Consider the following 11,922-nt stretch of genomic DNA (forward strand, 5'->3'; position numbering starts at 1 on the left):
CGGGACTAATTTTATAGCGGTGGCGCAAGCTGTCTCCAGGTTCGACTTCCAGATTGCCCAAAGCATAAAAATTGAATTGTTGATGCGGCGGGAATATTTAGTGGTGATGATGATAATCTCAGATTGCCAGTATTTACTAGGGTACAGGCGCTGGCGAATGTTAGGGTTATAATATGCCCATTAAAAGTATCTTTAAAATGAGATATGTTACTTACGGCTCCAGACACATAATAGAAATCAAAATCCGGAGTGATAGCCATGTTTGTTACTGTTGCAGGGATGGAAAATGGTGCTGAAGTCTCTAATACATTATTAGCATTACCTATAAATGTATTTTTCCCAATAATATGACCAGTCCCTTCTGCCTGAATTGCATTGAGATTATTATATAACTGGCAACCATCAATTAATACCTTACTAGTTGCACCTATAACTCTAACGCCTGCTGATGAATCAATTCTACCTTCGACATTAGCTTGAACCGATGCATTACCACTAAGAATAACCACACCCGTTGTTTTTACATTACGGCAAGTTTGGTTTGTTATGGTATTTCTTCCAGTAGTTGATGTTGGCGTTAAGTACACTCCATGCTCAAGATGCACGCACACATTGCCATCAATTATTGAGTTATTTGTTGTTCCTTCAATTCTAAGCCCTGTATTTCCTATAACATATGGTGAGACATCACCCAAATTTATTCCAGAGAATCCGTTTCCTATTACCCTTGGATTTGATGAATCATTTATAGCTACTTGATCAGCATGACCAAGAATAAAGTTACCAACGACTATTGGCCATGCTCCACCCTCTATCCTAACTGCAGTTCCACTTCTGTATATAAAGTGGTTGGTATCTGGAGTTGTAATTAACCCTGCTGCGGACGCGGTGCCATAAGGCCAGAAATGATTATCCATTACATGTGCAGGATCTCCAGCATTCGTCACGGATACTCCGCCAATAGTATCAATTCCACAATTTGTGACAAATGTTTGAGCAAATCCAATGCATGATATTAAATGATTGAATCCTATAACTATATTCTTATCAAACCTTACATCTGCACCTATTTGCGTGAAAGCTGTACCAGAATATGATGCAGCATTTACCTCTGGTCCAGTCATTGTGGAGCGCAAAATAACAAGACTATTTATAGCATTACCACCTTTAAGACTAACTGTTATTGCCGGGTTAATTCTAATCTGGCTCCCAAGTTTAAAGATGTTGCCAAGCTGATAACCTTCCCCCGGAGCCCCCGGAGATTTAATATCCCCTTCAATACTCACTCCCCCCGGAATAGTAACCGCCCCAGCCAGATAAACCTTGGCAATATTTGGAATGTGAAGAGTGCCGCCAATTAGCCCAAATGAGTTTACAGCCGCTTGGAATCCCACAGTATCATCAGCCACGCCATCCCATGTGCCGGGGAAGTCTAATACACTTCGGCGCTCTGAGTTGACGCCATGCTGCGTCCGGCCAATAGTTCCGGTGAATGGCTGCTTAACGCCGACAAGCTCATCACCCTTCCCATCCTCATAACTACCCAACATATCTACCGTCACAGCCCCACCCTGAGAATCAAGGTATTGCCGGAACTGATCTGGGTCGTACTTCAAAACATTAGGGAAATAGAATTGCTGAACATTAAGCGCATCATACACAGCCATTGAATGGCCTTGAACAGTTACGAACTTAGAAACCTGTCCGTTATAAACTGGGTAACCGCCAGCATTAATCAGTATTGGCTGCGCCATTGGAACTAAACTACCGTCCTCATTCTCCAAATAAACCTGAATCTGGTTTGATGGAATAGTGGGATCGGTGTCTATCAATCCAATGTAAATTCTACCGCCGAATACCGCGGCAAATTTGCGCGGCATGGTGAACAACTGAGATGGCATTGAGACGACAACATTAGGGATGATGTCAGGCATTAGGTTTACTCCAGACGTGTATAATCCCCACAGCGTTTAATCTGCGTGGTTCGGATTTATGGCAATAAAAAACCCGCCGAAGCGGGTTGAGTTGGGGTAGTGTGCGGATAACTCAGTTAATAATAACTATTAATCTTTACCGTCTTCTACTGAAAGCCAGCCAATGACACCAACTCTTGCTATTGACTCCTTTTCTTCCTTGCTAAGAGTTCGGTAAAACTCTTTCCATGCTTTGGATTTAGATATTTTTTCCTCCATTTTTTTGTTGATAATCTGCTGTCCCTTTGCAGGTAACAGCTTGCCTTTTGCTTGACTGACCACCGCGCGAAACTCAGGAGATGAGAGAAGCCTATCTGCGGCAATGCTCCTTGCGGGTCTTCCTGCTTCTTTCGCTGCCATTCCTGCAACAGCACCGTAGCTTAGGGTTGGACCTACGATTGGGATTTGCCCGATTATGCTTGTTGCTAACGCCCCCTTACCATGTCGATAGATTTTATCTAACGCACCATCTTTTGCATCAAACTGTTTGATGAATGAATTAAGTCTGCCAGTAGTGATGCTGCTAGACTGAGCATTACGGATGGACTGTGACAGAGTGAATAAATTACTCATCCTTTCTGCTGTTGGTCTACCAAGTTCGCGTTCAATCATTGGCAGCGTTCCTGATGATTTAGCACCTTGATACCAGTCGACAAATCCCGGTAAATGGAAATCGTTTTCCTTTCGGCTTCCCATACTAAAAGCATCACGTAGGGAGGTGGCGATAACTTCTCGTCTAATTCGTGGTGATGGAATATCTTGCTGTAGAGATCTAAATCCCTTAGCATCGCCTTTTGATAGCCCCCTTACCGCCAAGCTTGCTTTTGTAGTAATATCACCTCTCAAGTCCTTTCCAAGCAATCCTGTCAGTGAGTCCTCCATCTGTGCGCGAACACCGATAAGTTTTTTCGCTGCCCCCCATTTTTCACCAAGTCCCGCGCTTTTTACCACCTGCTCTTGATCAGCAGTTAAATTTGCATAGAGCTGTTTAAGCGCCCCGGTCTCTTCGTCGCGAAATGGCCCGCTGTTTTTACCAATAGCTTGCCCTATCTGCTTACGAATATTATCCAGTCGTGCATAGGTTGGTGGAGATACGTCCTTCCCTACTGGAGAAACAGCGTTATAAACTTTCTTTTCCATAGTTGATAGAAAATCAGCGCCACCAAGTTCATCAGCTTTCTGATCCAAGTGCTTAATTATATTATCAGCGCTAACCGGCTGATTTTTTGGAATTGCTTGTGATATCTGGTTATATAACTGGTCTGACTTATTCTGTACTGTCGATATACCTCGCTGAAATGACGTTAAGAATTTATCATTCATTGCCATCTTATCTGGGAGTGCTCCGGCTACGTCAGTTAAATCAGCCGCCTGCTTTGCAACCTTGTTTAATACAGCATTTTCCTGTGCCGCAAGCTGAGACCCTGGGACTGACTTCAGCGCTTGCTCAAACTCACGATAAGCTTGGTTGCCAGATACATGAGATAAAAGTAAATCATCTTCCTTTATACCAAGTGCCTTAGCTGCATCTATAACCTCTTTCCTTGGAGCCACTTCTTTTGCTGCGTCAGCCATTCTTGACGCAGTATTGCGATCAGCGGCTGCACCAACACTTGCAGCTACGTCCTGCATACCCTTTTCAACAGGAGCAATTACAGATGGAGAAACTTCATTAGCAGGTTGTCGTATTGAACCAACAAAATCACGGACGCCTTGCATCCCTCCAACCTTTCCAGCAACAACACCAGCACCTTTAATTATTCCTCTCCCAACCAAACTACCTGTCAATCCTGTAGCTAAATCTCCCGCCAGTGATCCGGCGTCATTATTGCTGCTGCTCTGTGCCAGCGCCCCCACGGTATTCTCGGCAACCATATCAGCGGCTTTAGTTGCCAGGCGTTCAGCTCTGCCAGAGCCAGCAACTGAACCAAGCGCGGCCGCTGTTTTCTCCGCACCAACACCCGGAATAAGATAAGGCCCAATTTCAGCGCCTAACTTGGCATACTCATCTTTCGGCCTCATTGACTCAGGCAGTTGCGCGGCAGGTATTGGCATGTATGTGTTATTACCTGAAACCCAAGCCGCGGCGCTTTTTATCGCATTGGCAATATCAATTGGAATATTCAGAACATTAGCCCCAGCCTGAGCGACGCCCTTTGCTGCCTCTAATGAGTTATCAGCCAATGAAGGTGTTTCATTATTGGGCTGGATAGGAATAGATGCATCGACTGGCTGTGCTATCGTTGGTAGTTGATTGGTTTTCTGGAGTGGTTGTGATGCCTGCATGAAATCTTCTGGGGTGGCTAATCCGGAAGATATCGCTTTCTGCATCACCTGCTCTTTAGTTGTGCCATCAGGGACACCCTGGATAACTCGACCGTTGGGGAGCGTTACATTCATTTTAAATCACTCCAGTTGACGGATCCCGTTGATTCCTCCTGCGGAGAAGACGGGCCAAGATTTTGCTCTATCTCTTGCTGATACATGGATGCGCGTTTAGCACCACTTGTCGCAAGTCTTTTCTGCTGCTTATCCAGTATCCCAACCCACTTCTCTATAGCTTTTTTGGCCTGAGCTGGCGGCGTACTCTCATCAATACTTAACAATGCATTAGCTGCTGCCTTTCCTTCTTGCTCACTAGCTGCGCCAAGGCCGCGCAAACCTTGCATGCCCTGCATTCTTGCCTGCGCCTGAACAGCTTGAACCTTACTCCATGTACCCTGCTCTGCAGCCCCTGGAATATTTCTGTTTATCTTCCCTGAGAAACCAAACGTACCTTCAAAATTTGGATCTGACAGCAAATCTTTAGCTGTTGTGATGCTGTTACCAATTCCATCAAGCTGAGTATTATATGTATCAATAAACCCTTGCTTTGCTTCAAGAGATTTGTTTCTGGCTTCTTGTTGTTTAAGCTTTAGCTCACCTAATTTTGCCTGATTTGTTTCACGTGAAATCTGACGATCGAGAACCTTATCCTGTATTTCTGAGCGTTTAATCTCACGATCTAATGCTGCATTCTGGGCTGTGATATTCTGCCCGCGCAGAGTTATATCTTGGCCTCTAGCCTGCAAACCCTCACCAGCCTGGTTACTCCGCACCGTTTCGGCTAGTTTATCCCGGTCAATCTGGCGACCAGCAGCCTTATCCTGTAAGTCGAAATACTTTTCCGGGCCGAGAGCTGACATACCCAAGTGATCAGCAAACTCACCGAAACCTTGCGGATTCTGCTGGTACATGGTTGCAACATCGCCTGGATTAATTCCCACTCGCGCTAAATCACTCGCGCTAGACTTTAGCCACTCACCCATTGCTTGAGGGCTTTGCGCAGCTAATCGGGCTGTCGATGCAAGATTACCAATAGTGTTGCGCTGATCTTCGTCAATGAACCCCATGCCATTGCGTACAGCTTCAAATTGATCGGGGTATTGAGTAGCAAGCTGCCGCATGGCGTTTCTATCACCAGATGAATAAGCCCCCGCATAAGCCTGCTGGAACTCTTTCTGGCGCTGCTGCTGTTGGTCTTGTTGGTACTGCTGCTTTAAACCAGCCAGCCCCTGCAAAGACTGGAGTCCAATATTGTTCCCCCCGGAGCGAGTAAATTCGTTATTATCGCGAATCAAAGAAAGTGCGGCGTTAACGTCACTACCTTGCGGGGCATTAGAATTATTTGTACCGATACCTGCAAGCAGGCCGCCAGAATTACCCTGATCCCATGTAGCCATTAGAATAAACCTCCGAGAAGACCTAAACCGCCACCAATCGCCGCCCCCCAAGGGCCGCCAATAGCCATGCCTGCAGACGCGCCACCAAGAGCGCCTGTTAGCCCAGTCTGCATACTTGACGGCTTGTTAGCATTTGCAGCTGATAACGATGCCTGCTGCTGATAAATGGAACCCATGTTATTAGCGTAGGATTGCCCAGCATTAGCCTGACCCTGCAAAGCTCCAAGCCCAATATTTGCTAAGTTCTGGGCATTATTCATCTGACCGCCAAGCCAGTTCTGCCCCAGTTGCGGAGCAATAGTCGCCAACCCATTGCTTGTTGCTGTTGACCCAAGTCCGCCAGTTGCTTCTGCGCCAGCCAATTGCTGATAACGCGCCTGATCTGCTAGCCCCTTGTATTGATCTGACCCATAGTATCCTTGCAGTGCAGAGTTTTGACCTTCGAGCGTCGATAACCCCTGAAGCTGATTAACGTATTGATTGGCCAGTGGGGTGAATGGGGCTAGGTTATTCATTACTGTTTGCCATTGCTGGCGCTGCAAATCAGTCTGTTTATTTATTGCGTCAGCTTGTGCACCTGCGCCGTTGTCACCACCACCCTTGCAATACCCATGCATGGGCTGTAGCTTATTTTTCCAAGCTTCAGTTAATACCATCATTTTAGTATTTCCTCATATTGGCTTCGCTTAAGCTGATATAGCGTCACGCCAACCGGCTTACCGTTACTAATGTATGCATCGTCCAGATGACCGATACGCTCAGCCCCAAGCAGCCGAATAAGTGCTCGTCCATATTTCGTTGAATCTGGAACCATCGTTATGGAGTTTGTGAAAGGGGAGTTTTCAAGTAGCCAGCGGCAAAATAACTTGTGTCCATCAAGGGCGTATTTCCCACGAAAGCCGGGGTCATATATTGCGTGGCACTCAACGACGCTATGCCAGAAAGTTCTAACCTCATGCACTCCAACCAGAAGCAGCCCCTCATATATTCCGAGATACAAAGCATCTGGCTTAATGAGGTATTCACTGTCGTGATCGACAATGTTTCCTGTGATATCTGGGTTATTTAGGAATGCACGAAGCCGCCACAAGTCGGGGATTGCTCGTAATTCCATGAGGGGATCTCTAAATTAGTTGATTAGTCCGTGAGTGCGCATAGCATCTTCAAGGGCTTTTATTCGCTGGCGTGCTGCCACTAAGTTGGTATTTAGCGCTTGCACTTCTGCTTGCGTGTATGCGGAGCTGATTGTTTGAGATAGATTGGCGTTGAATGCAGATTTAAGAGCGGTACCGGTGGATGCAGTCCATCCAGTTTCACGTTGGCCAATAACTTTAAGCCCCGCCACTTTGTAGGAAACCAAAGTGTTAACTGAGTCTGCTGACTGTATTTTGTCAGATGTCGGGGTTGCTATCGTACCAACTATTAGCGCACCACCTGCTGATTGTACAACTTGGTCTGTCGCTGCTGATTTCGATACATAATCGCCCTCGATAGCCGTAACTCTCGCGCCAAGAGTAGTTACAGTGCCCTCAACTGTTGTCACTCGCGTTGTCAGTGTTGCTACATTGGCCTGCATTGAAACTATCGCCGCTTCAGCATCAATCAGACGAATAGTCAGTTGATTAATGGCTGACGCGTTGAGTGTTATTCTTGTTTCGTGATTATCTAAAACAATATCTTGCTCGTCGTTTTTCTGCTGCGCATCGTACGCCCCCTGCCCGGCTTCATTTGCCTTTCCAGCTACATTACCTAGGTCATTGCTTTGTTGTATGACATAAAGGAAATATGACTGAGAGAAATTTGATGGCAGGATAGAAGCATCGATGCGGGTATTAGATATGGTTACTGGCGTGTTTAAGTCTGATTCTGCCATTACTCAACCCTCACGCTACAATCGCTCAATGTCACCGGCGAACTGGTGATAACGCGAACTTTAAAGCCGATGTTCTTCCGAATACGCCCCACGCGCCGCCACAGGACACGTTTGTCATACTTGAATGGTGCATTAGCAGAAATCATTTGCTCACGCCCATAGTTAGACCCATCTGCAGTTGCAGAGATGAAGAGCCGTTCTGCAAATTGAGATACACCAGTCGCGGCCTCCAACTCAAAGTCGAATACCCTGGCGTTATCAGCTTTAAACATTGGGGTATAGAGAAGATGTTCCGACTGATTTCCGTACTGGCTGGAAATGTCGAATTTAAGCGCCCCAGTCACCGATTCTGTTTTGTCACCAACCGTTATCTGGTTCCCCTCAAATATGAAGTCAATCCCACGGTAAGTGGTATCAGATAAGCCAGTTTTTAGAATGCACCACTGCGGGCCGTTCTGGCTTGCTGATGCGTCATAGCAAAGTACATGACGTGGCAAGTGAGCAATCAATAAATCATGAGCATCAAAGCGCAGAGACTCCATTACGCCCGTAGATAATTCTTCTGCTGTGTACTCGCGAAGTATTTTTTCTATCGATGCGGATGCAATTGGAGCAGCCTGTCCAGAGCTAACCATGTAAATAGATGGCGCACCGGTTGCCTGGTGACTTATGAAAGCAAATGAATCACCAAAGATAGTTTTGCAGTAAGTGCCAGCAATTCCCTTTTGAACCATAAGAGAGGGCTGGGCCACATAGATTGCTGATGATGAATCAGTCGCGCCCGTTAGTGAGAAATACTCGATAGTTGCAGTACCGAATATGACAACGAAGTCACGCCACACAGCACAGCCCTGAATACCATCAGGCTGAGACTCAGCTGAATAGAAAGGGCGGAAGCGGTCAGGGTGTGACTCGTCCTCTAAATCAGTAACGCCAAACGTTCCACTGCCATCCTTGACCCATATATATCGGCCTCGCAATCGGCAGATATCACGAACTATGCCAATATCATATTGTGCAAATCCGGCGTCAGGCCAATTACTTAGCGTTTTGACTGTGTCATCGTAACGATAAAGCCTCATCTTCCCGTTTGCCGCTACTGCTTGGCTTGTCGCACTGAATGCCATGCCAACACGACCAACCCCATCAACATCACCAACGGCTACATCTCCGCGATAAATCTTACCGCCAAGGACGCGATAGGAGACGTTTTGAGATGCATTAAACTGAGCGCCACGCGATATGCCAGCAACGTCAGAGCGCTTGTCTATTCCGGGGAGTGAGCGCATATAACCAGCAGCATTCAATACTTCTTTCGGAGTGGCCAGCATATTAACGGGCAACAGGTCAACATAGTCAGCGTTGCGGAAGTCTTTTCCCAGCCCTTTAGCCAGAGGAAGCTGTGTCGTCGGCATTGTCTTCTTCCTTGTTATGGAAAAAATGGACGCCTATCCAATTCGGATATCGGTTGCCAGAACCAATAGGAACGCGGTTTCGATAGCGTAGTTTTGGTGTGCGTTGCTTGAACATCGATTTGACTAATGTTTCCTTGCCAAAGCGTGCCTTTGTTACAAGAGATGGTGAGCCTTCGATCGCGTAGTCAGGAAGGATACGCAGAGCAAGATTTAGGATGACTGCATTCAAAGCATAGGTAGGTAGTCCATGGGGATCTTCCGGTGCGACTTCCACCCCGTCATCACTGAAGATATACCCAACATCGATACCTAGATCAGGCGTGATTAACCACTCTGCCATCATCATCTCTAAGTCAAGCAACCCATCAGCTACGGATTGTGGCTCTACATCAGTTAGCGTTGCATCAGAAGCAATCGTTCCTTTTCGCAACGCGTTATTTACCAGATCACCTTTAGTCGTTAGGTTCATCAGTTGCCGCCTTTTTGCGGGTTTTCTTTGGGGTCTCAGGCTCAGGCTCAGGCTCAGGCTCAGGCTCAGGCTCAGGCTCAGGCTCAGCGGATGATTTCAACAACTCATCCGGGTGTGCAACCCATCCAGCATCGAGATACTCACCAACTTCATCAGCACTGATGATCTCAAAGTCATAACCAATGCCTTTCCATTTTTTAGTGTCGCCATAGCGAAATACCATCTGTGTCATGTTCTACTCCAAATAAGAAAGGGGCCGAAGCCCCTATTTGTTATGCCTGATTAGCCAGGCCAACGCCGATTGCTTCAGGTCGTACAGCACATGCTGCATACCACAGAGCAATACGACACTTACCGGTTAACGTGCTGATATCACCCTGGTAAGCAACAACCCCATTCAAGCCAACGCTCGGGACACTGAAGCTCTGGGTTTTCATGCCGGAGAACAACTCATGGTTGATTGGAATAGGCTGGGATACTAGGCGGATAGAGTCATCGGCCCAGAACACGTTAGTCGCCGTGGTGGTGGTGTTCAGAATGTTCACCGTCATTGCGTTGGCAAGCGTGGTGTTCACGTTTGCATAAGCTTTCTGCTCTGGGGTCAGAGTCACATCACTCAATGCGATAGGCTTAGGTGAAATGGTCACGTTCGCACCATTCACAGCAACAACGGTAAACGTTGCATCGTGAGTCAGTACGTTTTTTGCCATCTGCGCCAAGAACTTAACGCCAGTGAATGAAATTTTATCGCCACGTTTCAGACCAGTGCCAGCGCTTAGCACAACAACAGCAGTACGGTTATCCACGTTCTCACGGTTACCATCTGCGTCAGCTGTCCATGCCAGCGGTTTGAATGACTGAGCACCGGAAACTGTCAGGCCGGTAGCTGTGGAAGCGGTTAGGGTTGGCAGCTTTGGTGAACGAAGAACATCATTGAAGCCAGCGACCTGTTTCTGAATAGTGCCTGATTTATAGGCATCTTCAGGGATGCGACCAAAGAAGTCTTTGCTCGCCAGATCATGGCCTGCACCTTTGTAATCTTTCGGGTTGAAGAAGTAGCTCAGTCCAGCGCTACGGTTCAGCTCTCGAGAGAATACCAATTCTTCAGCATCTGCAACAAAGTCCCAGCCAGTGGTGCCGGTGCCAATTGCGTCAGAACTGGTAACAACCAGAGAACCCATATCAACAGCTTGCTGGGCAATTGCTGTCTCTACGTTATTCGCTAATTTCTTACCTGATGCCTGAATACGACGGCGCAGGGATCGCTCATCACGCAGATCATCAGCACGAAGCGAGAAGAAGTCGTTATCTGGCACGCCAAGGTTACACTTAACAGACAGTTCCAGAATACCTGTCGCCTGCCCTGTCAAATCCCAACCGGTCTGAGTGGGTGCTTCTTGTTCAAGAGGCATCCATACAGTGTTCTGAGAACGCTGCATATCATTGCCTGGTGGTTGATATTTCTCAACGCGCTGTGCCATCGGCGTGAGGTTTTCCACGGTTTCGATAATTTCATCGACCATGTACGTGATTACTTGACCTTCATTAAGAGCCATTATTTGATTCCTTTAAGCTGTGATTTTAGCTTGCGGTAAAGTTCCGTATTGCCCGCTGATGCGGCCTTATTGATTTGCTTTTGTAATGCATCGACGTTAGCGGCCGTGACCGAACCTTTTATTCCGGTGTCAGCCTCTGGGGCTTCGGAGCGTTGTTTACCGCGTGGCTTGAGAGTTAAACGTTCTGATAGTCGAGTGAGTTCAATCAGCGCTTGCTGCCCGTTCATTGCCAAAAGTTGGCGCACCTTCTCTGGGTTAGCACCCAGGTGATAAGCCATGGCAGCGGATTTCTCAGGAAATAGCATCATGATGTCCGCCGCCACTTGAGGTGGGACTAGGCTCATGAACGCATCTTCTTTATCCTGATAATCAGGAAGGTTGAGTTTTTCCGCTGTGTCGTAGTGCTTACGGGCCGCCTCGGCGTATTGCGCTGATTGCTGGGTGTACTCCTGAATCTTGCGGCCTTGCTCAGCTACGCCATTACTGCGGGCATCCATAGCCTTAACTTGCCAATCACTGTTCGCGGCACTGAACGCTGCAAGTGCACGAGACTGGTCATAGTCGTACTTCGCCAGCGCTTCATCTGACAGGAAGTCATTAACGTCTGGCTGTTTTGGTAGATCAGGAGTAACCCGCAGGTTCTCCGGCACCTCGCCGCGCTTAACGGCTTCCATCTGCTGCTCAAGCTCGCGTTGACGCTTGCGCTCTAGGCGTTTAGCTGCAAATTGCGCGTTAGTTGCCGGGTCTTGTTTTGGTTTCTCATCGTCTTTCAGGACAATCTCGAAGCCCTCTTCTTGCCCTTCGCCATCGATGGCATTATCGATTGGCAAGCCTTCAGCGGATGCCGACGCTTGAACGCCGGGCAGGAGTTGTTCTTCAGAAGCCTGAATTTCGTTGGTATCGGACATGTTTAT

11 protein-coding genes are annotated in these 11,922 nt (G+C 47.3%); all 11 read right to left on the reverse strand.

The window, feature by feature from the left end; translation table 11 throughout:
* Positions 1 to 11 precede the first annotated feature (11 nt).
* Entirely contained in the window at positions 12 to 1,934 is a 1,923-nt protein-coding gene (locus FTB31_RS15665) for a phage tailspike protein (RefSeq protein WP_227731537.1), read from the reverse strand.
* Positions 1,935 to 2,063: 129 nt separating this feature from the next.
* Positions 2,064 to 4,373, reverse strand: a complete 2,310-nt coding sequence (locus tag FTB31_RS15670) for a lytic transglycosylase domain-containing protein (RefSeq protein WP_227731538.1) — start codon at positions 4,371 to 4,373, stop codon at positions 2,064 to 2,066.
* Entirely contained in the window at positions 4,370 to 5,695 is a 1,326-nt protein-coding gene (locus tag FTB31_RS15675; protein WP_227731539.1) for a phage DNA ejection protein, read from the reverse strand. The genes FTB31_RS15670 and FTB31_RS15675 overlap by 4 nt, the downstream gene beginning before the upstream one ends.
* Positions 5,695 to 6,354, reverse strand: coding sequence for a DNA transfer protein (locus FTB31_RS15680; RefSeq protein WP_227731540.1), 660 nt, complete (start codon positions 6,352 to 6,354; stop codon positions 5,695 to 5,697). The genes FTB31_RS15675 and FTB31_RS15680 overlap by 1 nt, the downstream gene beginning before the upstream one ends.
* The gene (locus FTB31_RS15685) at positions 6,351 to 6,809 is read right to left on the reverse strand and encodes a DUF2824 family protein (protein ID WP_227731541.1); all 459 of its coding nucleotides are present in this window, start codon (positions 6,807 to 6,809) and stop codon (positions 6,351 to 6,353) included. The genes FTB31_RS15680 and FTB31_RS15685 overlap by 4 nt, the downstream gene beginning before the upstream one ends.
* A 15-nt stretch (positions 6,810 to 6,824) precedes the next feature.
* Positions 6,825 to 7,568, reverse strand: a complete 744-nt coding sequence (locus tag FTB31_RS15690) for a phage tail protein (protein ID WP_227731542.1) — start codon at positions 7,566 to 7,568, stop codon at positions 6,825 to 6,827.
* On the reverse strand, positions 7,568 to 8,983 hold the full coding sequence (locus FTB31_RS15695; protein WP_227731543.1) for a packaged DNA stabilization protein: 1,416 nt from the start codon (positions 8,981 to 8,983) through the stop codon (positions 7,568 to 7,570). The genes FTB31_RS15690 and FTB31_RS15695 overlap by 1 nt, the downstream gene beginning before the upstream one ends.
* Positions 8,955 to 9,452 carry a packaged DNA stabilization gp4 family protein gene (locus FTB31_RS15700; protein ID WP_227731544.1) on the reverse strand — a complete coding sequence of 166 codons (498 nt, stop codon included), beginning with the start codon at positions 9,450 to 9,452 and terminating at the stop codon, positions 8,955 to 8,957. The genes FTB31_RS15695 and FTB31_RS15700 overlap by 29 nt, the downstream gene beginning before the upstream one ends.
* On the reverse strand, positions 9,436 to 9,684 hold the full coding sequence (locus FTB31_RS15705; protein WP_227731545.1) for a hypothetical protein: 249 nt from the start codon (positions 9,682 to 9,684) through the stop codon (positions 9,436 to 9,438). The genes FTB31_RS15700 and FTB31_RS15705 overlap by 17 nt, the downstream gene beginning before the upstream one ends.
* A gap of 40 nt (positions 9,685 to 9,724) precedes the next feature.
* Positions 9,725 to 11,008, reverse strand: coding sequence for a P22 phage major capsid protein family protein (locus FTB31_RS15710; protein WP_138775524.1), 1,284 nt, complete (start codon positions 11,006 to 11,008; stop codon positions 9,725 to 9,727).
* Complete coding sequence (locus tag FTB31_RS15715) at positions 11,008 to 11,916, reverse strand: scaffolding protein (RefSeq protein ID WP_227731546.1); 909 nt, start codon at positions 11,914 to 11,916, stop codon at positions 11,008 to 11,010. Before FTB31_RS15715 ends, FTB31_RS15710 begins: the two co-directional genes overlap by 1 nt.
* Positions 11,917 to 11,922: the final 6 nt, after the last annotated feature.

Origin of the sequence: Yersinia proxima (genome assembly GCF_902170785.1) — a bacterium.
Taxonomy (GTDB): Bacteria; Pseudomonadota; Gammaproteobacteria; order Enterobacterales; family Enterobacteriaceae; genus Yersinia; species Yersinia proxima.

Coding starts and splice junctions, on each gene's coding strand:
- FTB31_RS15690 (WP_227731542.1), bottom strand. CDS start 7,568: ATGGCAGAATCAGACTTAAACACGCCAGTAACCATATCTAATACCCGC.
- FTB31_RS15700 (WP_227731544.1), bottom strand. CDS start 9,452: ATGAACCTAACGACTAAAGGTGATCTGGTAAATAACGCGTTGCGAAAA.
- FTB31_RS15705 (WP_227731545.1), bottom strand. CDS start 9,684: ATGACACAGATGGTATTTCGCTATGGCGACACTAAAAAATGGAAAGGC.
- FTB31_RS15675 (WP_227731539.1), bottom strand. CDS start 5,695: ATGGCTACATGGGATCAGGGTAATTCTGGCGGCCTGCTTGCAGGTATC.
- FTB31_RS15685 (WP_227731541.1), bottom strand. CDS start 6,809: ATGGAATTACGAGCAATCCCCGACTTGTGGCGGCTTCGTGCATTCCTA.
- FTB31_RS15680 (WP_227731540.1), bottom strand. CDS start 6,354: ATGATGGTATTAACTGAAGCTTGGAAAAATAAGCTACAGCCCATGCAT.
- FTB31_RS15710 (WP_138775524.1), bottom strand. CDS start 11,008: ATGGCTCTTAATGAAGGTCAAGTAATCACGTACATGGTCGATGAAATT.
- FTB31_RS15715 (WP_227731546.1), bottom strand. CDS start 11,916: ATGTCCGATACCAACGAAATTCAGGCTTCTGAAGAACAACTCCTGCCC.
- FTB31_RS15695 (WP_227731543.1), bottom strand. CDS start 8,983: ATGCCGACGACACAGCTTCCTCTGGCTAAAGGGCTGGGAAAAGACTTC.
- FTB31_RS15670 (WP_227731538.1), bottom strand. CDS start 4,373: ATGAATGTAACGCTCCCCAACGGTCGAGTTATCCAGGGTGTCCCTGAT.
- FTB31_RS15665 (WP_227731537.1), bottom strand. CDS start 1,934: ATGCCTGACATCATCCCTAATGTTGTCGTCTCAATGCCATCTCAGTTG.